General features: G+C 67.0%; 20 protein-coding genes. 12 read left to right on the plus strand and 8 right to left on the minus strand.

Annotated features, from left to right (window positions below):
- Nucleotides 1-119 precede the first annotated feature (119 nt).
- Nucleotides 120-545 carry a hypothetical protein gene (locus A5789_RS01575; RefSeq protein WP_181065136.1) on the plus strand — a complete coding sequence of 142 codons (426 nt, stop codon included), beginning with the start codon at nucleotides 120-122 and terminating at the stop codon, nucleotides 543-545.
- Here the strand turns inward: A5789_RS01575 and A5789_RS01580 are convergent.
- A complete protein-coding gene (locus A5789_RS01580) occupies nucleotides 479-3,040 on the minus strand; it encodes a LuxR C-terminal-related transcriptional regulator (RefSeq protein WP_064901823.1) in 2,562 nt (853 codons plus the stop codon). The two genes, A5789_RS01575 and A5789_RS01580, sit on opposite strands and share 67 nt — an antisense overlap.
- 316 nt (nucleotides 3,041-3,356) lie before the next feature.
- Here A5789_RS01580 and A5789_RS01585 point away from each other — a divergent pair, with 316 nt between their 5' ends.
- Nucleotides 3,357-4,469, plus strand: coding sequence for an AI-2E family transporter (locus A5789_RS01585; RefSeq protein ID WP_063015279.1), 1,113 nt, complete (start codon nucleotides 3,357-3,359; stop codon nucleotides 4,467-4,469).
- 49 nt (nucleotides 4,470-4,518) lie between these two features.
- On the opposite strand, the gene A5789_RS01590 is transcribed toward A5789_RS01585, so the two are convergent.
- Complete coding sequence (locus A5789_RS01590; RefSeq protein ID WP_030516694.1) at nucleotides 4,519-4,749, minus strand: hypothetical protein; 231 nt, start codon at nucleotides 4,747-4,749, stop codon at nucleotides 4,519-4,521.
- Between the two features lie 206 nt (nucleotides 4,750-4,955).
- On the opposite strand from A5789_RS01590, the gene A5789_RS01595 reads away from it, so the two are divergent.
- The 7 genes from A5789_RS01595 (at nucleotide 4,956) to A5789_RS01625 (ending at nucleotide 10,747) form a co-directional block, all read left to right on the plus strand.
- Nucleotides 4,956-5,369 carry a hypothetical protein gene (locus A5789_RS01595; protein ID WP_030516695.1) on the plus strand — a complete coding sequence of 138 codons (414 nt, stop codon included), beginning with the start codon at nucleotides 4,956-4,958 and terminating at the stop codon, nucleotides 5,367-5,369.
- Nucleotides 5,370-5,455: 86 nt separating this feature from the next.
- Entirely contained in the window at nucleotides 5,456-6,463 is a 1,008-nt protein-coding gene (locus tag A5789_RS01600; RefSeq protein WP_063015281.1) for an adenylate/guanylate cyclase domain-containing protein, read from the plus strand.
- Nucleotides 6,464-7,177: 714 nt separating this feature from the next.
- Complete coding sequence (locus A5789_RS01605; protein ID WP_063015282.1) at nucleotides 7,178-8,182, plus strand: ATP-binding cassette domain-containing protein; 1,005 nt, start codon at nucleotides 7,178-7,180, stop codon at nucleotides 8,180-8,182.
- Entirely contained in the window at nucleotides 8,179-9,021 is an 843-nt protein-coding gene (locus A5789_RS01610) for an ABC transporter permease (RefSeq protein ID WP_081879640.1), read from the plus strand. Before A5789_RS01605 ends, A5789_RS01610 begins: the two co-directional genes overlap by 4 nt.
- A 53-nt stretch (nucleotides 9,022-9,074) precedes the next feature.
- Complete coding sequence (locus tag A5789_RS01615) at nucleotides 9,075-9,290, plus strand: hypothetical protein (protein ID WP_064901822.1); 216 nt, start codon at nucleotides 9,075-9,077, stop codon at nucleotides 9,288-9,290.
- 45 nt (nucleotides 9,291-9,335) lie between these two features.
- Nucleotides 9,336-9,863, plus strand: a complete 528-nt coding sequence (locus A5789_RS01620; protein ID WP_064901821.1) for a peptidylprolyl isomerase — start codon at nucleotides 9,336-9,338, stop codon at nucleotides 9,861-9,863.
- 14 nt (nucleotides 9,864-9,877) lie between these two features.
- Nucleotides 9,878-10,747: a rhomboid family intramembrane serine protease gene (locus tag A5789_RS01625; protein WP_082940399.1), complete on the plus strand. Its 870-nt coding sequence runs from the start codon at nucleotides 9,878-9,880 to the stop codon at nucleotides 10,745-10,747.
- A gap of 39 nt (nucleotides 10,748-10,786) precedes the next feature.
- On the opposite strand, the gene A5789_RS01630 is transcribed toward A5789_RS01625, so the two are convergent.
- Together A5789_RS01630 and crgA are read right to left on the minus strand one after the other, a co-directional pair.
- On the minus strand, nucleotides 10,787-11,305 hold the full coding sequence (locus A5789_RS01630; protein WP_081879641.1) for a PH domain-containing protein: 519 nt from the start codon (nucleotides 11,303-11,305) through the stop codon (nucleotides 10,787-10,789).
- Between the two features lie 149 nt (nucleotides 11,306-11,454).
- On the minus strand, nucleotides 11,455-11,718 hold the full coding sequence (crgA, locus tag A5789_RS01635; protein WP_030516702.1) for a cell division protein CrgA: 264 nt from the start codon (nucleotides 11,716-11,718) through the stop codon (nucleotides 11,455-11,457).
- Between the two features lie 82 nt (nucleotides 11,719-11,800).
- Here crgA and A5789_RS01640 point away from each other — a divergent pair, with 82 nt between their 5' ends.
- From A5789_RS01640 to A5789_RS01650, 3 genes are all read left to right on the plus strand, one after another.
- Complete coding sequence (locus A5789_RS01640) at nucleotides 11,801-12,439, plus strand: aminodeoxychorismate/anthranilate synthase component II (RefSeq protein WP_063015285.1); 639 nt, start codon at nucleotides 11,801-11,803, stop codon at nucleotides 12,437-12,439.
- Nucleotides 12,440-12,531: 92 nt separating this feature from the next.
- Nucleotides 12,532-13,245: a dihydrofolate reductase family protein gene (locus A5789_RS01645; protein WP_063015286.1), complete on the plus strand. Its 714-nt coding sequence runs from the start codon at nucleotides 12,532-12,534 to the stop codon at nucleotides 13,243-13,245.
- Nucleotides 13,242-13,748 carry a deaminase gene (locus A5789_RS01650; RefSeq protein WP_227462911.1) on the plus strand — a complete coding sequence of 169 codons (507 nt, stop codon included), beginning with the start codon at nucleotides 13,242-13,244 and terminating at the stop codon, nucleotides 13,746-13,748. The genes A5789_RS01645 and A5789_RS01650 overlap by 4 nt, the downstream gene beginning before the upstream one ends.
- Nucleotides 13,749-13,761: 13 nt before the next feature.
- Here A5789_RS01650 and pknB read toward each other — a convergent pair whose 3' ends face one another.
- The 4 genes from pknB to A5789_RS01670 all read right to left on the minus strand — a co-directional run bounded on the left by pknB (nucleotide 13,762) and on the right by A5789_RS01670 (nucleotide 20,195).
- On the minus strand, nucleotides 13,762-15,663 hold the full coding sequence (gene pknB, locus A5789_RS01655) for a Stk1 family PASTA domain-containing Ser/Thr kinase (protein ID WP_064901819.1): 1,902 nt from the start codon (nucleotides 15,661-15,663) through the stop codon (nucleotides 13,762-13,764).
- Nucleotides 15,660-17,165, minus strand: coding sequence for a protein kinase (locus tag A5789_RS01660; protein ID WP_064901818.1), 1,506 nt, complete (start codon nucleotides 17,163-17,165; stop codon nucleotides 15,660-15,662). The genes pknB and A5789_RS01660 overlap by 4 nt, the downstream gene beginning before the upstream one ends.
- 82 nt (nucleotides 17,166-17,247) lie before the next feature.
- Nucleotides 17,248-18,714, minus strand: a complete 1,467-nt coding sequence (locus tag A5789_RS01665; protein ID WP_063015289.1) for a penicillin-binding protein 2 — start codon at nucleotides 18,712-18,714, stop codon at nucleotides 17,248-17,250.
- Nucleotides 18,711-20,195 (minus strand): FtsW/RodA/SpoVE family cell cycle protein, encoded by a 1,485-nt coding sequence (locus tag A5789_RS01670; RefSeq protein ID WP_036525362.1) that lies wholly within the window; start codon nucleotides 20,193-20,195, stop codon nucleotides 18,711-18,713. Before A5789_RS01670 ends, A5789_RS01665 begins: the two co-directional genes overlap by 4 nt.
- Nucleotides 20,196-20,323: the final 128 nt, after the last annotated feature.

Genomic DNA, 20,323 nt, shown 5'->3' on the forward strand with positions numbered 1-20,323 from the left:
CTGCTTGCCTACGATCGCAGAGCTATCGTTCGTCGAGGTGCCGGTGTGGTCCGGCGCGTGCTGCGGGACGTCCGCTGTTCATCGCGCGGCATGCCGCCGATACCGAAGCGCTGGCCCGGATGGAAGCGGTCGACCGCTTCATGGCGCCGATGCCCGGTTATCCCGGCCGTTCGCTGTGGCAGATCTATCGCAGTCTGGTGTTGCGAAACGAGCTGGCGGACGGCGTGATTCGACTGCGCTCGGATCTCGTCGTGGATCTGTCGAAACTGACCTGCCGGGTCCTGCTGATCGGCAGCCGCACCGATATGCTCGTGCCCGCCCGGTCCACCCGCCGCGGAGTCGAACTGCTCACCGGTGCCGCCGACGTGCGATTCGCGGAGGTGACCGGCGGACATCTGGGCCTGATGGTGGGTCCCGACGCGGCCGGCTCGACCTGGCCCGCGATCGGCGAATTCCTCGGCGAATCCGGAGATTCCGATCAGATCAAACCGAGCTCGCGCGCCCGCGCGATGGCCTCGGCCCGGGAACCGCTGCCCAGCTTGTGATAAATCCCGCGCAAGTGTGTTTTGACGGTGTTGATCGAAACGCCCATGCCCTCGGCGATATTGAGCGTCGTCATCCCGGACGGCAACTGGCGCAACACCGACATCTCGGTTTCGGTCAATCCTGGATTGTGCGCCGCGCCGCGAGCCGACGGGTGCGACCGGATCAGATCGACCAGCCGGTCGTGGTGACCGAAGCGGCCGACCGAACCGTCCAGTAACGCAACGGTTCCCGGCACCTCCAGGAACGGACGCACGATCCGGTCGTCGGCGGCGTGAGTCAGCGCCTGCGCCACCGCCTCGTAGGCCTTGACCGGGCGGTCCAGATGGGCGGCCGCGGAGGCATACAGGAGCCATGCCGTGACGGAGGTGAGCGGGGGCAGTCCGTCGGTCCGGCGCAGCAGTGGCTGGAGCAGCTCGAGTGTCGTCGACGAGGTCTGCGCATACTCCGACAGGCATGCCTGCGCCAGCACGACCTCGGGCGTATGGCCCAGTACCGCGACCGCTCGCTCGACCAGAGTCTGTGCGCCGACGCGGGATTGGATCCGCAGCAGGGCGAGGACCGTATGCAGGACCAGATTGCCCGAGGAGCGCGCCGGTGTCGGTTCGGCGAGCATGTCGAGCAGCTGAATCCGCAGCGTATCGGCAGCCAGGAAACGATCTGTGGCGGAATCGAATTCGATCAGCCGCAGAATCGCCTGCGCCTGACGGTCGGCGGCCGGCGCGGGAGACAGGCCGCTCGTCGTGGCGGGCGGTAGCTGGCCGTGCACATCGATCGGATCGCCCTGCAGATAGCGGGCGTACGCGATCATCGCCTGTGCGTGCGTCATCGCGGAATGTGTTCGCATTCCGTATTTCTCGGCGAGCTCCACGGCATGTTCGGCCCGCTTGCACATCACCGTGAGATGGCCGCCGATGCCACCGCACAACGCCAGTCGCGTTGCCGCCGGCACGACGAAGCGACCCAGTCCGGCATGTTCGGCCAGCGCGAGCGTCTGCCACAGCCCGGATTCCGCGCGCGCGACATCGCCGCGGTGCAGGTGCGCGTTGGCCAGCTGCAGGATGATGTAGCAGTCCAGTTCGGCATGCCCGGTCGGAGTGGGCGTCGCCGGATCGGGAGCGGCGGGTTCGGTGCCCGTCAGCACCGCGACATCGGCGGCCACGGCGCAGCGCAGCGCGGTCAGCCAGGACGCGGGCACCAGTGCGGACGCAGAACAGGGCTCTGCTTCGAGGCGATCCAGGTAGGCCGTGCAGGCCGCCACGTCTCCGCGGCCCACGGCCTCGGCGATGCGCAGCAGTTGGACGAATTGATCGTCGGCGAGTTCGCCGACGTCGTCCAATCGGGCGAAGAAGGACGGCCCGTCCCCGCCGAACACCAACCTCGGGCCGTGTTCGCGGATGAACCGCGACAGCTGTGGATGTCCCGGCACGGCGAGGACGTGATGCAGTGCGGCGGACGGCATCCGGGCATCGATGAACCACTTCGAACAGCTGCGGTGAATGCGCTGCAGCCGGTCCGGAAGTGAGCGTGCGGCTTCGGCGAGCAGATAGGCGCGCAGCATGGGGTGGTAGCTGTGCCACAGTTCGCCGTGGCGGGCGACGCAGGTGATCGGCAGATTGTTGCGCAGCAGATATTCCAGCGTGGCCGGGGCGGATTCGCCGACCAGCTCCGTGGCCAGCGCGACACTGAACTCCTCGGGCACCGCCGTGGCGAGCAGGAAATGCAGCGCATCGTCCGGCAACGCCCCCAGCAGCTCGCCGACGAGGAAGTCGCTGATGGCATGCGGTGCGCGGGCCAATGCCGCCAAGGCGGTGGGCCGGTCCTGCGGATTCGCGGCCAGATAGATCGCGGCTATTCGTACCAGCGCGGCCCAGCCGCAGGTCAGTCGCTGAATGCCGGCGATATCGGCCGCGTTCAGGTGGAGGTCGTGCTGATCGAGCAGGGCCGCGGTGTGTTCGTCGTCGAGCGCGAGTTCGCGCGCCGTCAGCCGGGTGAGCCGGCCACTCAGCTCGAGGCCGTGCCATCGCAGCGGCGGATCGAACCGGCCGGTGACGATGGTTGTCAATGTGGGCGGTGCGTTTTCGACGACGTATTCCAATCCCGCGAGAGCCAAGGGGTCGGTCAGCAGGTGGGCGTCGTCGAGGACCAGAACGGTCGGTTCGGCTCGGTCGGTCAACCGGTCCACCAGCGTCGCCGGTTCGGCGAGGGGGCCGGTGGGGTCCCGGTCGGGTGATCCGACGGGTAGGTCGAGCACTCCGGCGATCGCACGCCACAGATCGGCCGACTCACCGCGGCGGCCGGTGAAGGTCAGCCAGCCCACCCGGCAGGCGGAATGCCGGGGTGTCAGTCGCGCCACCCAGTCGGCGGCCAGGACGGTCTTGCCGGTTCCCGCGGGGGCGCAGATCAATACGGTCTGGCCGGCGCCGGTCGCCGCCGCCTCGTCGATGCGGGCGTGGGCAGCGGGAAGCGACAGCGGTACGAAGGAGAGTTCCGGCACGCCGAGTTGGAGGCCACTGCGAATGGCGGCAACGTTCGAGCTATCGGCTAGCGATCGCGTTGTTCTGGGCGAAGCGTTCAAAGCGCCTCCCGGAGCTGTGCCTTCGCCGAAGGCAGTGTCGGTGAAGCCTGCTTTCTCCAAACTGAAACGTACACTAATCATTTGCTGAATTCGGTCAAAATGTGCGTCCCATCATGATTTCGAATCGGTCTCGGGCCGTCGAATTCGGCCGTGGCGCAGGACGTAACGGGCCGGTCGGAGCCGTAGTGTCGGTCGGAGAATCGACACACCGGTCTGCGGCGGCGAGGTAATTCCGATGCAATTGCGACGAGATCGGCCCGCGCGGGCCGAGCGAAAAGCTCCGCCGCCCGCGTCCGGAGCGACATGGTCGCTACCGCGCGGTCTGATCGTGATGCTTTCGGTCGCCGGGGCCGTGGTGGCCGTCATGGGTATGAAGGCGTTCGCAGGCGTGCTCGGTCCCACCTTCCTGGCGCTGATGCTGACCATGGCCGTTCAGCCGGTGCAGACCTGGGTGCAACGGCGCGGCTGGCGGCCGTGGATCGGGATGGTGGCGGCCCTTTTCCTGGTCGTTCTGATTCTGCTCGTACTGATCGGGGCGCTGGTGCTCTCGGTCGCGCAATTGGCGTCCGAACTACCGAAATACTCCGACAAACTCGACGACATGCTCAACGGTGTGCGGAGTACCCTCGCCGATTTCGGGGTAGACACCGAGCAGATCCACAACGCCCTCAACGGTCTGGATGTGGGCAAGGTCGTCGATCTGCTGTCGGTCGCACTGAGCAACGCGCTCGGAATCTTCTCGAATCTGTTTTTCGTTCTGGCACTGCTGCTGTTCATGGCGATCGACGGCATGATGATCGATCGAAAATTGGCGGTGGTGGCCAAGGCACGGCCCGAAATCGCTTATGCGCTGGGTGTATTCGCCATCGGCACCCGGAAATATCTGGTGGTTTCCACGGTCTTCGGCTTGATCGTCGCCGTCTTCGACGGCGGTGCCCTGTGGTTGATGGGCGTGCCGCTTCCGGTGCTGTGGGCGCTGCTCTCCTTCATCACCAACTACATTCCGAATATCGGCTTCGTCATCGGCCTGATTCCGCCGGCGCTGCTGGCGCTGCTCGACAGCGGCCCGATGCTGATGCTGTGGGTGATCGTCGTCTATTCGGTGATCAATTTCGTGATTCAGTCGATCATCCAGCCCAAATTCGTGGGTGATGCCGTCGGCCTCAGCGTGACCGTGACGTTCCTGTCGTTGGTTTTCTGGTCGTGGGTCCTGGGCGCGCTCGGTGCGCTGCTGGCGATTCCGCTGACGCTGCTGATGAAGGCGCTGCTGCTCGATATCGATCCGACCACGCGGTGGGTCAACGTGCTGATCCAGGACCGGGCGCCCGATCCGGACGAGGAACCGTAGGCGGCGGCGACCCCACCTGGGGCCCAGCCGACGACCCAAGCCGACGAGTTCAGCCGGCGGAGTCGGGCAGTTGCGCCATCCCCAGCAGTGTCAGCCCGAGCGAATCGATGCGTGCCAGCACGCCACGCATGGCCGTGGTGTCGGAGAGGGTGCCGAACAGTGTGGTCGTCCCAGCCGAGGAATGATCACTGCGGCTCAATTCCGGAAATGCGGCCAGCGCCCGTTCGGACAATTCACCATCGATGACGAACTGATAGCGGATCGACAACGACCAACTCACCTCCTCGGCCGGGGTGCATGCGCGTCTCCAGGCTCGGGCACAACCGCTGGTAGTCGCCTCATCCGCCCGGGATGAGCTCGAGATCCGGCCGCGAACCGGTCCCGCGGGGCGACGGCGTCCGACACTCACCCGTCACGGGTGAAGCCATTGCGCACCGCGCTGGGCACATTCAGGGGAAGACCTCTCGGCTGGGAAGGAGTTCTGCCATGACCACAACCCCGCAGGAGCATCCCGTACGTCAGGGCATCGCCGCCGGAACATCGATCGGCGCGGCGATCCTGCTGATCACCGTCGGTGTGCTCTCGATCCTGGAAGGAATTTCGGCGGTCGCCAACGACAACCTCTTCGTCGTGGGCATCGACTACGTCTACCAATTCGACACTACGACCTGGGGATGGATCCACATCGTGCTGGGGATCCTGCTGGTCATCGCCGCCCTCGGTCTGATGGCCGGTACCACGTGGGGCCGGATCGTGGCAATCACGTTGGCGGCGTTGTCCATCCTCGCGAACTTCCTGTGGCTGCCCTACTACCCGGCATGGTCGATCCTGGTGATCGCGTTGAATGTCGTGGTCATCTGGGCGGTCGCCACCTGGCAGCCCGGCCCGGACCGCGTCTGATCCCCGCTTCGCCGGGCTGTGACAACCGGCTGTGACAAATAATCAGCCGGCGGCCCGGCCTCGGCGGGATCCGTATCGTCGGAATTATGGCCTCTCCGGAGCTGTCGAAGCTGGTTCAGTCGGTGGTCGAGCCCTATCTACTGGAGGGATCTCGCCGCTACAACCGGGTCGAGGTCGCGGAACTGTCGGGCGTACCGGCCGATCTGTCGCGGCGGCTGTGGGTTTCGCTCGGATTCCCGGCTCATGAGGACGACGCCGCGGTCGAATTCACCGACGGCGATGTCAACGCGGTCCGGAACTTCAGAAGTCTCGACGCGCTGGCCGGCGCCGATGTGCGCCGGCAGCAGGCGGCCGCGCGCACCCTCGGGCAGTCGATGGCGCGGCTGGCGGAATGGCAGGTCGATCTGGTCGCGGAGGAGATCGCCGACCGGATCCGTTCGATCACGGCGGGCGATCCCGCGGTGGACCAGGACAAGGTCGCCCGGGAGGCGACCGCCGAGGTGGTGTCGGCGCTGCAGCAACTGCAGGCCTACGCGTGGCGGCGCCATCTCGCGGCGGCGCTGACGCGGTCGCTGGCCGGTGACGGCACTGGAGAAACGTTGCGGGAGTTGGCCGTCGGATTCGCGGACATGGTCGGCTACACCCGGCTGACCCGGCATCTGGAAGCCGACGAACTGGACGATCTGCTGGAGTCGTTCGAATCCGTCACCACGAACGCGATCACCGCGAACGGCGGCTGGACCATCAAGAATGTCGGCGACGAGGTGATGTTCGCGGCCGAATCGGCGGTGGCGGCCGCCCGGATCGCATTGGCGATCCAGGAGGCCACGACGAGTGCCGGAACCACCCCTGAACTGCGGGTCGGGCTGGCTTACGGCCAAGTGTTGCAACGTTTCGGTGATCTCTACGGGTCGGTGGTGAATACCGCGGCGCGGCTGACCGGAGTCGCCCGGCCGGGCACGGTCCTGGTGGACGACGGCGCGGCAACACAATTGGCGGACGAGCCCGAGTTCTCGCTGCGGCATCTGCGCACTGTGCGGGTGCGCGGAATCAACCGTTTGGGTTCGCACGTGCTGCGGCGGAACGGTAGCTGACCGCCTCTGTCGTCGGATCCGAAAACGCTGTCGCACAAGGGTGGAGGCGGCGCAGACGCCGACCGGAAAAGTCCCGGAATTGGAAGCGGGCCTCGGCGAAGGGGGGGAGTTAGCCGAGGCCCGCGTAGGGTCGGCCCGGGGGGGAGGGGCCGACGTGACTGATCCTACGCGACGATTCTCGTTTGTGTCTGCATGAGGGGCGCTAGTTTCGGAATTTTTTTCTCTGGCGTGTTGCGGGGCGCGTCGTCCGGTTTGCCGGAGGGTTGATAGTCGGCGGGGAGGCATTCGTGAATTACGTTGTAACACAAAGGAATAAACTTGTTCCACGTGAAACGATCGGGCGTGGCGGGGCGCCTTCGCGAGCGTCGAATTCGGTAGCTGTGCGGGTGTGGCGGCGCACGACGGTGGGCGTTTTCACACCCTCGGGGCCCCGTGAGCGCCACGGCAGGTAGCCGTGCGGGCCGCACTCGAGTAGCGCGCTACTCGCGACCTTCGGGGCCGGGCGCGGGAGTATCGAGTCGGTCGCATCCCGCCGGCACCCCCGAGCACCGCCGGATCCCCGGGATGCGACCACCTCCGCCCTCTGCCCGGTCGGGGTTCCTCGCTCGGTCGATGTCCGATATGGGTTTATTCGGATGAACTTGTCGGTGGTGTGGGCAATACTGCACGGCAAGTAGCGAACCTCACATCCACATCGAACGGCAGGGGAAAAGCATGCCCGACGCCATCATCGCCGAGGGTTTGGTCAAGAAGTACGGTCGGCTCGTCGCACTCGACGGGCTCGACCTAGCGGTTCCCGAGGGGACGGTGACCGCCCTGCTCGGCCCCAACGGATCCGGGAAAACCACGACGGTCCGGGTGCTCACCACACTGCTCACCCCCGATGCCGGCCGCGCCACGGTCGCCGGTATCGATGTGCTGCGCGAACCGCAGCGGTTACGCGCCCACATCGGTGCCTCCGGTCAGTACGCGGCCGTGGATGAATATCTCACCGGCTTCGAGAATTTGGAGATGGTGGGGAGGCTGTACCACCTGGGCATTCAGCGCAGTAAACAGCGTGCCCGGGAACTGCTCGAGCGCTTCCGGCTCAGTGAGGCGGCCGATCGGCCGGTGAAGGGCTACTCCGGCGGCATGCGGCGCCGGCTGGACCTGGCCGGAGCCCTGGTGGCGAATCCGCCGGTGCTGTTCCTCGACGAGCCGACCACCGGGCTCGATCCACGGGCCCGGATGGACCTGTGGGACGTGATCGAGGAACTCGTCGCCGGTGGTACCAGCCTCCTGCTGACCACGCAGTACATGGAGGAGGCGGACCGGCTGGCCGACACCATCGTGGTGATCGATCACGGCTCGGTCATCGCGCGCGGCACCGCCGACGAGCTGAAAGCTACGGTCGGGGGCGATCGGATCGAGTTGACGGTCGAGCATGTCGACGCGCTCGCCGTCGCCCAGCAGGCACTGGCCGGGCTGGCGGTCGGCGATATCCACGTCGAACCGGGGTTGCGGCGGCTCACCATTCCCGTCGACGACGGCTCGCAGGCCCTGGTCGACACCATCGAGCGGCTGTCCGCGCACCGGGTGCGCATCCAGGACGTGGGCCTGCGACGGCCCTCGCTCGACGACGTCTTCCTCACCCTGACCGGGCACGAGGCCGCCGACTCCATCGACCCGGCCGATGCCGCGCAGACCCTCGAACAAGCCACGGAAGGACAGAGCAGATGATCACCGCCGCGGCCGACACCCGCAGACCGACCCTGGCCGAACGCGCGGCCACCGTGGCCGGGGACAGCCTGACCATTGCCAAGCGCAATGTCATCAAGATCAAACGAGTGCCCGACGTGCTGATCTTCTCGACGCTGTCGCCGATCATGTTCGTCCTGTTGTTCGCCTACATCTTCGGCTCGGCGATCAGCGTGCAGGGCACGTCGTACCGCGAATTCCTGATCGCCGGCATCTTCGCCCAGACCTCGGTCTTCGGCGCCACGTTCACCGGTACCAGCCTGGCCGAGGATATGCAGCGCGGAATCATCGACCGGTTCCGCTCACTGCCGATGGCACCGTCGGCGGTGCTGGTCGGGCGCACCGTGGCCGATGTCGCCATCAACGTGGTGAGCCTGGTCGTGATGTCGGTGACCGGTCTGCTCGTCGGCTGGCGCATCCACGGATCCTTCCTCGAGGCCGTGCTCGCCTATGCCTTGCTGTTGCTGTTCGCCTACGCGATTTCCTGGATCATGGCCGTGGTCGGTTTGCTGGTGCGGGCGCCGGAAGTGTTCAACAACGCCAGTTTCATGGTGATCTTCCCGCTGACCTTCATCGCCAACACCTTCGTGCCCAGCGAGGTGCTGCCGACGCCGCTGCGCGTCGTCGCGGAATGGAATCCGGTATCGGCGGTGACGCAGGCGACGCGCGATCTGTTCGGTAACACGAGTCCGACGAATCCGACGCCGGATGTGTGGTCGCTGCAGCATCCGGTGGCGACGACATTGATCTGGGTGGTGGCGATCCTGGCGATCTTCGTGCCGCTGGCGCTGCGTCAGTTCAAGCGGTCCGTCAGCCGGTGAGCCTCTCACCTGGCGCTACTGCGGGCGGCCCGTCCCTGTGACAGCATGGTGCCATGCAGTTGGGGAGTTCCCGGAAATCCGGTCGGTTGCGTAATCGGCTCATCGCGGCGGGCGTTGCCGCCGCCGCGGGCGGTGCCGCATGGGTGGCCGCCTCGCGTCGCCCGCAGCCTCCGGAGCCGGCCGCCGAACCGCCGCGGCTGGGATATGCGGGCGGAGCGACCGCGCCCGAGACGGCGGCCTCCACCGACGACGCGGCGCACACCGGCTAGGCGCGCCCCGCGAGTACGGACAGCCGACATGGCACGATATTCGGCGTGACCTCACCGAATCAGACCGCCGTGGCCGTCCTGCACACCAACCTCGGCGACATCAAGATCTCGCTCTTCGGTAACCACGCCCCGAAGACGGTGCGCAACTTCGTCGGCCTGGCCGACGGCAGCGCGGCCTACACGACGAAGAACGCCGGCGGCGGCACCTCCGGACCGTTCTACGACGGCAGCGTATTCCACCGGGTGATCGATGGTTTCATGATTCAGGGCGGTGACCCGACGGGTACCGGCCGTGGTGGGCCGGGATACGAATTCGCCGACGAATTCCACCCCGAACTGCGCTTCGATCGTGGCTACCTGCTGGCCATGGCCAACGCCGGACCCGGCACCAACGGTTCGCAGTTCTTCATCACCGTCGGTCCGCAGCCGCACCTGAACCGTCGCCACACCATCTTCGGCGAAGTGGTGGACGCCGATTCGCGCAAGGTCGTCGACGCCATCGCGACCACCGCGACCGACCGCAACGACCGGCCGAAGGAGCCGGTCGTCATCTTGAGCATCACCCTGAGCTGACCCATCGGAGTTTCGTGAATCCGCAACCGCCCGTACCGACCTGCTACCGCCATCCCGATCGCACCACCGGACTGGCATGCACGCGGTGCGGGCGGCCGGCGTGCCCCCAATGTCTGCAACCGGCCGCCGTCGGACAGCATTGTGCGGAGTGTGTCGCGCAGGGCCGCACCGATATTCGGCCGGTACAGCCGACTGTCGGCGGTCCGTTCGCCACCGCTCGCCGCACGCCGTATGTCACCTATGCGCTGATCGCGATCAACGTCGCGGTCTTCGCCGTCACCGCGAGTCAAGCGCACAGTGTCACCGACAATCATCTGTCGCGGCTGTTCTTCGACTGGGTGCTCGCACCGCAGTGGGTTGCCCAGGGGCAGTGGATTCGGGTCCTCGGTTCCGGATTCCTGCACTACGGGCCGCTGCATCTCGTGGTCAACATGTTCGCGCTCTACATTCTCGGCCGCGATACCGAACTCGTGCTGGGACGTTCGCGCTTCCTCGCGATCTATCTGGTGTCGCTGCTCGGTGGATCCGCGGCGGTCATGTGGCTGGCGACCGATTCCGCCACGGCCGGTGCCTCCGGCGCCATCTACGGTCTGTTCGGCGCGATGACCGTGATTCTGCTGCGGCTGCGGCAGAGTCCGGTGCAGATGCTGGTGTTGATCGCGATCAACCTGCTCATCAGCGTGTCCCTGCCCGGCATCTCGCTGTGGGGCCACCTCGGTGGATTGGTGGCGGGCACGCTCGCCGCCGCCGGAATCCTGTTCCTGCCGGAATGGCTGCGGGCGCGCACGCGCGATTCGATCCGATGGATCGGATGGGGTGCGGTAGCCGGACTCGCCGTCCTTGCGCTCGCACTGATCGGTGCGGGTGCGGCGGTTCTCGCCTGATTCGGTGGCCGCCCGATTCGACTGCGGCCCGCCCGGTTGTCAGCTGGTGCGGGGATCGGCGGGAACGAGACCGTGCACGGTCAGCACGTCCAGGACGTCCTGAGGATGGGTACCGAGGTCCCAGCGGCCGAAGATCACCAGCCGCTCCTCACCCTTGTGGTCGACATCGAGTTCCAGATTGGGGATGCTCCGGCCCAGCCGCCGGAAACCGACGACCCGTGCCCGCAGAATCTGCTCGGGTCCGTAGCTGACCGGGCCGAACAGGCCACGAACCACCAGGTGCGCCGGTTTCCCGGGAACGACGGTCAGGCGCGGGCGTTGACGGAAGCCCAGTCCGGCCATGCACAGCAGCAGTGCCGCACCCAATCCGATCAACAGCCGACTCGGTGCGTCGGAGGCGAACGCGGCGGCCACGGCCAGCGCCACTCCGCCGAGGGTGACCGCGGCCAAGGCGGGCGCGGGGGTGGACCACTCGAGCCGGGGCGCCGACTCGGAACTGCCGAATTCCGGGCTGGATCCCGGGCGGTCGGACTCGGGGTGTTCGGGTGGTGTGCTCACGGTCCCCAATTGCTCCTCGAGTTGTCCACAGAGTCATCCACAGGTGTGCATGAATCACACGCGTGTAATAAGGGTCAACGCCCGTGCGACAGCGCGATCAACCCCACCCGTGCGACAGCGCGATCAACGCCAGCCGTGCGACAGCGCGATCAACGCCACCGCATCGTCATGATCAGGCCGATCACCATCAGTCCGAAGCCGATGAGGAAGTTCCAGGCGTTCAGATCGCTCATCCACTGGATGTGGTCGGCGCCCAGGTAATAGACCAGCAACCATGCCAGGCCGGCCAGCATGAAGCCGAGCATGATCGCTACATACCAGACCGGCGACGGACCGCCCTTCACCTTCACCGGGGTGCGGCTGGTCGGGTTGATCGTGTAGTCGGTCTTCTTGCGGACCTTCGACTTGGGCATGACGTCCTCGTATTCGGCGTGCAGGTCTGCCTAAAGGCTATCTCAGCTGCGTATCGGCGGTGGCGCCACGTACTCTCGAACCATGCGTGTTCTGGTCGTCGACAATTACGACAGCTTCGTATTCAACCTGGTCCAATATCTGGGCCAGCTGGGTGCCGAGGCGACCGTCTGGCGCAACGACGACTCCCGGCTGCAGGACACCGATGCCGCGGCCGCCGATTTCGACGGCCTGTTGATCAGCCCGGGCCCGGGCACACCGGACCGCGCCGGCGCGAGCATCGAACTGGTCCGCGCGTGCGCCCGGAACCGGACTCCGCTGCTCGGGGTGTGCCTGGGACATCAGGCGATCGGAGAGGCGTTCGGCGCGACCGTGACTCGTGCCCCCGAGCTGCTGCACGGCAAGACGAGTTCGGTCTTCCACATCGGTTCCGGGGTGCTGGCCGGGCTGCCCGACCCGTTCACCGCCACCCGCTATCACTCGCTGACCGTGCTCGAGGACACCTTGCCCGGTGATATCGAGGTGATCGGGCGGACCGAGAGCGGCATCGTGATGGCCATGCGGCATCGCGACCTGCCGATTCACGGTGTGCAATTCCATCCCGAATCGGTGCTGACCCAGGGCGGGCACCGGATGCTGGCGAACTGGCTCGAGGTGTGCGGCGAGCGGCCGGCCGAGGGCCTGGTCGAGACGCTCGAAGCCGAGGTCGCCGCGCTGGTCTGACGGGCTCGTAGCGCCGCACGCGAAAGCCTTACCGTGACAAGGAGTTTGCGCATGCATAAGCCCGGTGCGGTCGTCGTGACCCGGCGGCGCTGATGGCTCGGCCCTATGTCGTGCTGTCGGTGGCCACGAGTGTCGACGGATATATCGACGACGCCGGCCCGCAACGACTGCTGCTGTCCAATGCCGAGGATTTCGATCGCGTCGACCAGGTGCGTGCCGAGGCCGACGCCATTCTGATCGGCGCCGAGACCCTGCGGCGCGACGATCCCCGGCTGTCGCTGAGCAGTGAGCGGCGGCGCGAGGCTCGCATCGCGGCGGGAAAATCCGAATTCCCGGTGCGCGTCATCGTCACCGCGAGCGGTGAACTCGATCCCGGACAGCGGCTGTGGAAACAGGATGGGGAGCGACTGGTCTATACGACCACGGCCGGGCGCGCGCGGCTGGGCGATCGGCTCGCAGGCCGCGCCGAGGTCGTCGCCCTCGGCAACTCCGTCGATTTCGGCGCGCTGCTCGACGATCTGGGCGAGCGCGGGATCGGCCGCCTGATGGTCGAGGGCGGCGGCCGCATCCACACCGCGTTTCTCGCGGCGGATCTGGCCGACGAACTGCTGATGGCGGTCGCCCCGGTGCTGGTCGGGGACAGCGGGGCCCCGAAATTTCTGCATCCTGCCGACTTTCCCGGCGGTTCTCGGCGCAGAATGGCTTTGGTGGATATCACTCGTCTCGGCGATATCGCAGTGCTGCGTTATCTGCCGAAGCAGACACCGTCCGATGGGAGTTCGCCGACGATGGAACACTCACAGTGACAACCGAATCCGATGCGTGGGAGTCGGTCGAGTCGGCCAGCCGTGTCCCCGGCCGGCCGGGGGCGCACCGATTCTGGATGCATCACGCGATCGGCCTGGCCCGGCTGTGCCCGCCGAGTGCGACCGCTTTCTCGGTCGGCGCGGTGATCGTCGGCCCGGACGGCGTGGAACTCGCGCACGGCTACTCCCGCGAGACCGACGCGAAGGTGCACGCCGAGGAATCGGCGCTGAACAAACTCGGCGCCGACCCCCGGCTCGCCCAGGCCACTATCTACAGCACGCTCGAGCCGTGTTCCACCCGGGCCTCGGTCGGCCGCGTCCCGTGTGCCGACCGCATCCTGGCTGCCGGAATTCCGCGCGTCGTCATCGCGTGGCGGGAACCGCGCACCTTCGTGGAGAACTGCGTCGGCGTGGAGAACCTGCGCGAACACGGCGTCGAGGTGGTCGAACTTCCCGACCTGGCCGAAGAAGCCATGTCGATGAATCGCCACCTCGCGTTGTGATTACCGGCCCGGATCAGGGCGGTCCCAGCACTCCCGTGACGATCGTGATGGTCGCGTTGCGCGCCACCGACGAACCCGGTCGGGGCTGCTGATCGATCACCCGGCCGACATTGCTCGCGTCGAATGTGCCCTGCGTGCTCTGGCTGATCTGGCCCACACCGCCGGTCCAGCCCACCGAGCGCAGTTTGTCCACGGCTTGCGACGGGGTGAGGCCGGTCAGCGACGGCATGGTGATCTGGTCGCTGGACACTTGGACCGTGATGGTCGAGCCCTTGTCGGCCATGGAGCCGCCGGCCGGATCGGTGGACAGCACCTCACCGGCGGGCCGCGACGAGCTGACCTTCTGGATCACGACCTTGAACCCCGCGCTGTCGGCCAGGTTCGGTTCTGCCACATCGATCGACTGACCCACCACATCGGGCACGCGAACCTGGTCCGGACCCTTGCCGAGGGTGATCGTCACCTTGGAACCGGCATCGATCCTGGTGCCGGCGGCGGGGGATTCGGCGATCACCTTGTCCTTGTCCTCCGGACTGGAGGCGCCCCGCTGGATCTGCGGATCCAGCAGTAGCCCGGCCGCGTTCAAATTCTGCTCGGCCTGCTGCTGAGTGAGTTTCGTCAGCTGTGGCACCGGTACCTGCTGCGGTCCGGTCGAAATCTGCAGGGTCACCGTGGACCCCTTGTCCACCCGAGCGCCGCCGAGCGGCTGCGTCGCGACCACATTGCCGCTGGCGACCTTGCCGTCCGGTTTCTGCTGGATGGCGACGTCGAAGCCCAGCTTCTCCAGATCGCTCTGGGCTTCCTGGGCGGGTCTGTTGGCCAGATCGGGGATCGCGACCTGATCGGGCCGGCTGCCCGGCCCGATCAACACCCAGAACAGCGCGACCAGCACCGCGACCACCGCGGCCGCGCCGATGCCGATCCACAACTTGCGTCTGGGCCCCTCGGATTCGGGTTCCGGTTCGTCGTCGCCGTCGTTGCGTTCGACCGTGCGGTAACTACGCGGTTCGGGATCCATACTGCCGAGGAAGGTGGTGCGGTCCTCCTCGGTCATCACCATCGGGGCCTGCGGCTTCTGGCCGCCCAGCACCCGGATCAGATCGGCGCGCATCTCGGCCGCGGACTGATACCGGTTGGCCGGATTCTTGCTCATCGCCTTGAGGATGACCGAATCGAGTTCGCGCGGTACGCCGGGATGAACCAGCGACGGCAGCTTCGGATCCTCGCGGACATGCTGGTAGGCGACGGCGACCGGCGAGTCGCCGGTGAAAGGTGGCTGCCCCGTGAGGATTTCGTACAGCACACAGCCGACGGAGTACACATCGGACCGGGCGTCGACCTGCTCGCCGCGGGCTTGTTCCGGGGACAGATACTGCGCGGTGCCGATCACCGCGGCGGTCTGGGTCATCGGATTCGAACTGTCCGCGATGGCGCGCGCGATGCCGAAGTCCATCACCTTCACCGCACCCTGGCGGTTGATCATGATGTTGGCCGGCTTCATGTCGCGATGCACGATGCCGTTCTTGTGGCTGAAATCCAGTGCGGCACAGACATCGGCGATGATCTCCATCGCCCGCCGCGGCGGCAGCGGACCCTTGCCGCGCACGATATCGCGCAGCGTCTCGCCGTCGACGTACTCCATCACGATGTAGGGCAGCGGGCCGCCGTCCACCTCGGCCTCGCCGGTGTCGTACACCGCGACGATCGCCGGATGGTTCAACGCCGCTGCATTCTGTGCCTCGCGCTTGAACCGCAGATAGAACGTGGGGTCGCGAGCGAGGTCGGCGCGCAGCACCTTGATCGCCACGTCGCGACCCAGCCGCAGGTCACGAGCCTTGTGCACCTCCGACATACCGCCGAATCCGATGATCTCGCCCAGTTCGTAGCGAGAAGACAGATTCTTCGGGGTCGTCATGGCATTCCTTGTGAGGAGGTTTCGGGGTATCTGCTGCTGTCGGCTTCGTGCGTACCGCCGACCCCCGGCAGTGAATCGCCGGCCCCCGGCAATGGTAGGTCGAGCGAGGGGTAGGACGGGCGTGTTGTGGGGCGTGTGGTGCGGGTCGGCCGCTCCCGGGTGGTGGTGGTCGTCGGCGGTGCCGTGGTGGTCGTGGTCGGCGGCGGTGTCGTCGTCGTGGTCGGCTCGGGAGTCGTCGTCACCACCGGCGGCGGGGCCGGTTGGGTGGTGGTGGTCGGTTCCTCGGTCGTCGTCCACACCGTGGTCGGCGGCGGGGGCGCGACGACGGAGGTGGTCGACTTCACCGGCGACACCGTCGAATCCGGCGCCTTACCGCTGAGCAGCACCCACGCGGCCAGGCCGCCGAGCAGCACCGCGCCGGCGCCGAGCCCGGCCATCACCTTCTGACCGGTGGTGAATCCCGGCTTCTCGCCGTCCTCGTCCGGGCCGCCGGGACCCGGCATCATGGCCGTCGAACCTGCCGCCGCGCCCACCCGGGCCGGTTCGGCGGTCGGGTAGCGGACGGTCGCGCCGTCGTAGTCGTTGCGCGGGATCACCGCGGTCGGACCGGGCGGGAGTACGCGAGTCGCACCGGTCTGCGGCACCGCACCTCCGCGCGGCGGCGGTGGGCGTCGACCGGCCCGGACCGCGGCCACGGCATCGGCGAATTCGCCGCCGCTGTGATAGCGCCGCGTCGGATCCTTGGTCATCGTGATGTCGATCAGCTCGCGCACGTTCGGCGGCAGATCGGCCGGCATCGGCGGGGGCGCCTCGCGCACATGCTTCATCGCCACCGTCAGGGCACCGTCGCCGGTGAACGGCCGATGGCCCGACAGCGCCTCGTAGCCGACGACGCCGAGCGAGTACACATCGCTGGCCGAGGTGGCGTCCTCGCCGGTGGCCTGCTCGGGGGCGATGTACTGGGCGGTGCCCATCACCATGCCGGTCTTGGTCACCGGTGAGGCGTCGACCGCCTTCGCGATGCCGAAGTCGGTGATCTTCACCTGACCCGTGGGGGTGACCAGGATATTGCCGGGCTTCACGTCGCGGTGGACGACGCCCGCGGCATGGGCGACCTCGAGGGCGCGGCTGGTCTGTTCCAGCATGTCCAGACCCTGGCCGACCGAGAGCCGGCCGAGCCGGTTCAGCACCGCGTTCAGCGGTTCGCCCTGGACCAGCTCCATCACGAGGTAGGCGGTTTCACCACCCTGTGGATCGTAGGTCTCGCCGTAGTCGTAGACGCCTGCGATGCCGGGGTGGTTGAGCTGGGCGGTGGTCTTGGCCTCGGTCTTGAACCGATGCCGGAACGTCGGATCCGCGGAGAATTCGGCCTTGAGGACCTTCACCGCGACCCGGCGGTCCAGGCGGGTGTCCAATGCCTCCCACACCTGGCCCATACCGCCCGTGGCGATCAGACGTTGCAGCCGATACCGATCGGCGATCAGGGCACCGTTGTTCAGCATGGCCGCCCCCGTCGGTAGGTTCGCCGATCACGACGTTGTTGCATATCCACCTGGGGTCCTGGTCCTCGCTTACTCATTGTTCTCAGCCCCCCTGCAATCCGGCATCCAGCACCGCCCGTGCCACCGGCGCCGCCACCGATCCACCGGTCGCCGCCAGGGCACGGTCGCCGCCGTTCTCCACGATGACAGCGATCGCGATCTTCGGGTTCTGGGCCGGCGCGAACGCTATGTACCAGGCGTGCGGCGGGGTGTTGCGCGGGTCGCTGCCGTGTTCGGCGGTGCCCGTCTTGGAAGCGATCTGGTACGGCCGCGGCTGGGTGCCCCCGGCCGTGGACTTCTCCGAATCGATCATCAGCCCGGTCAGCTGGCTGGCCACCGGGGCGCTGATCGCCTGCCCGACCGACACCGGTTTGGTGGTGGACAGATCGCGCAGGTCGGGACCCTGGGTCCGGTCGACCAGATGCGGTTCCATCCGCACACCGCCATTGGCTACGGTAGCCGCGATCACCGCATCGTCGAGCGGGGTGAGAGCCACGTCTCGTTGTCCGATGCTGGTCTGCGCGAGCGCCGCGTTGTCCGGAATCGGCCCGACCGTGCTGTCGGCCACCGGAATCGGAATGCCCGAATGCGGGCCGATGCCGAAGGCCGCGGCCTCGTCCTTGAGTTTGGCCGCACCCACCTTCATGCCGATCTCGGCGAAGGCGGTGTTGCACGAGAGCCGGAACGCGTCGTGCATGGTCGCGGTCGCACCGCCGCCACACGGGGTGCCGTTGTAGTTCTCCAGCGTGGTGTTCGTACCGGGCAGGGTGATGTTCGGCGCCGCGGTGAACGCGTCCTCCGGCTTGATCCCCATCGACAGCGCGGCCGCGGCGACGACGACCTTGAACGTCGAACCGGGCGGATATGTCTGCGACACCGCACGATTCAACATCGGCTGACCGGGGTCCGCGCTCAGCGATTCCCAGGCCTGGGTGGCACGCGCGCCGTCGTGCGTGGACAGCTGGTTCGGGTCGTAGCTCGGTGTCGACACCATGGTCAGGATGCGGCCGGTACTCGGTTCGATGGCCACCACCGAACCGGTGTAACCCTTGCTGGTGAGCTGGTCGTAGGCGACCTTCTGCATCATCGGATTGATGGTGGTCACCACATTGCCGCCGCGCGGATCGCGTCCGGAGATCATATCGATCAGGCGGCGGCCGAACAGCGCGCTGTCGGACCCGTTGAGCACGGAATCCTCGGAACGCTCCAGACCGGTGCTGCCGTACTGCATCGAATAGAAGCCGGTCACCGGGGCGTAGGCGGAGGGGTCGGTGGGATAGGTGCGCAGATACTTGTAGCGGTCGTCGGTGGCCACCGAACTGGCCAGCACCGTGCCGCCCGCCGAGATCTGACCGCGCTGGCGGCTGTACTCGTCGAGCAGGACCCGGGAGTTGCGCGGGTCGTTGCGCAGGCTGTCGGCCTTGATCACCTGGACGTAGGTCGCGTTGACCAGCAGCGCGACGATCATCACCATGACGGCCATCGCGACCCGGCGGAGCGGGGTGTTCATGCCGGCTCTCCCTTCTCGGGTCGGGGCGTCTCGGCGCGGATCATCTCGGTCTGCGCTTCGGCGATCGGCGCGGCTTCCCGGCGGCGAGCCGGCGCCGGCGCACGAGCGGCGTCGGAGATCTTGACCAGCAACGCCAGCAGGGCGTAGTTCGCGAGCAGCGAGGAGCCGCCGTAGGACACGAAGGGGGTGGTGAGTCCGGTCAGGGGAATCAGTTTGGTGACGCCACCCACCACCACGAATACCTGAATGGCGATCGTGAACGCCAATCCGGCGGCGAGCAGCTTGCCGAAACTGTCGCGGACCGCCAGTGCCGTGCGCAGGCCGCGCACCACGAAGACGGCGAACAGCATCAGCATCGCGGTGAGCCCGATCAGGCCCAGCTCCTCACCGATGGTGGCGACGATGAAGTCGGTCTTGGCGAACGGCACCTGCGAGGGCCGTCCGCTGCCGAGTCCGGTTCCGGCCAGGCCGCCGGTCGCGAGCCCGAACAGCGATTGCGAGATCTGGTAACCGGTGTTGTTGTAGTCGTCGAACGGGTGCAACCACGTCGACACCCGCACCCGCACGTGGCCGAAGGCGTTGTAGGCGAGGAAGAATCCGAGCGCGAGCAGTCCGGCGCCGACGATCAGCCAGCCCACCCGTTCGGTCGCGATGTAGAGCATGGCCAGCACGGTCGCGAAGATCAGCAGCGAGGTGCCGAGGTCCTTCTCGAAGAACAACACGACCAGGCAGGCCGCCCACACCAGCAGAATCGGGCCGAGGTCGCGCGGTCGCGGCAACTCCATTCCCAGGACGTGGCGTCCGGCCGCGGTGAACAGATCGCGCTTGGCGACCAGTACCGAGGCGAAGAAGATGATCAGCAGGATCTTCGCGAACTCACCCGGCTGCACACTGAAACCCGGTAACCGGATCCAGATCTTGGCGCCGTTGGTTTCGGAGAACCTCCCGGGCAGCAGCGCCGGGATCATCAGCGCCACCAGGCCGAGCAGACCGAGCGTATAGCCGTAGCGGGCCAGGGTGCGGTAGTCGCGCAGCAGCACCAGCACCGCGATGAACAGGGTGATCCCCAGCGCTGTCCACAGCACCTGTTGATTGGCGTCGGGGGAGGGGATCGACCACGAATTGTGGATCGCGGTCTGCTCGTCGGCGAGATCCAGGCGATGGATCAACACCAGCCCGAGTCCGTTGAGCAGTGCCGCGATCGGCAACAGCAGCGGATCGGCGAACGGGGCGAACCGCCGCACCGCCAGATGGGCGACACCGAACAGCGCCAGATAGGCGAAACCCAATTTGGCCAGATCCCAGGTGATTTCCTGATCCTGACTGGCCTCCACCAGCACCAGCGCAACCGTGGTGATGACCACCGCGAAACCCAGCAGCAACAGTTCGACGTTGCGGCGGGTCGAGGGTGGCGGCGCGGGAGCGAACCCGCCCGGTGGACTGGGGAACGCTCCAGCGGACGGCGGTGCCGGTGCGGACATCAGTCCGCCTTCCTGCAGTTCTCCCCCGGAGTCTGAGGGGCCGGCGCCGCGGTGGTGGGTGCCGGCTGCTCGGAATGGGCGGGGGCATTGGTCGGGTTCGGCGCGGCCGTACCCGGGGTGTTGGGCGC

Origin of the sequence: Nocardia sp. 852002-51101_SCH5132738, from assembly GCF_001665695.1 — a bacterium.
Lineage (GTDB): Bacteria > Actinomycetota > Actinomycetes > Mycobacteriales > Mycobacteriaceae > Nocardia > Nocardia nova.

Coding starts and splice junctions, on each gene's coding strand:
- A5789_RS01575 (WP_181065136.1), top strand. CDS start 120: ATGGAAGCGGTCGACCGCTTCATGGCGCCGATGCCCGGTTATCCCGGC.
- A5789_RS01585 (WP_063015279.1), top strand. CDS start 3,357: ATGCAATTGCGACGAGATCGGCCCGCGCGGGCCGAGCGAAAAGCTCCG.
- A5789_RS01595 (WP_030516695.1), top strand. CDS start 4,956: ATGACCACAACCCCGCAGGAGCATCCCGTACGTCAGGGCATCGCCGCC.
- A5789_RS01600 (WP_063015281.1), top strand. CDS start 5,456: ATGGCCTCTCCGGAGCTGTCGAAGCTGGTTCAGTCGGTGGTCGAGCCC.
- A5789_RS01605 (WP_063015282.1), top strand. CDS start 7,178: ATGCCCGACGCCATCATCGCCGAGGGTTTGGTCAAGAAGTACGGTCGG.
- A5789_RS01610 (WP_081879640.1), top strand. CDS start 8,179: ATGATCACCGCCGCGGCCGACACCCGCAGACCGACCCTGGCCGAACGC.
- A5789_RS01615 (WP_064901822.1), top strand. CDS start 9,075: ATGCAGTTGGGGAGTTCCCGGAAATCCGGTCGGTTGCGTAATCGGCTC.
- crgA (WP_030516702.1), bottom strand. CDS start 11,718: ATGCCCAAGTCGAAGGTCCGCAAGAAGACCGACTACACGATCAACCCG.
- A5789_RS01640 (WP_063015285.1), top strand. CDS start 11,801: ATGCGTGTTCTGGTCGTCGACAATTACGACAGCTTCGTATTCAACCTG.
- A5789_RS01645 (WP_063015286.1), top strand. CDS start 12,532: ATGGCTCGGCCCTATGTCGTGCTGTCGGTGGCCACGAGTGTCGACGGA.
- pknB (WP_064901819.1), bottom strand. CDS start 15,663: ATGACGACCCCGAAGAATCTGTCTTCTCGCTACGAACTGGGCGAGATC.
- A5789_RS01660 (WP_064901818.1), bottom strand. CDS start 17,165: ATGCTGAACAACGGTGCCCTGATCGCCGATCGGTATCGGCTGCAACGT.
- A5789_RS01665 (WP_063015289.1), bottom strand. CDS start 18,714: ATGAACACCCCGCTCCGCCGGGTCGCGATGGCCGTCATGGTGATGATC.
- A5789_RS01670 (WP_036525362.1), bottom strand. CDS start 20,195: ATGTCCGCACCGGCACCGCCGTCCGCTGGAGCGTTCCCCAGTCCACCG.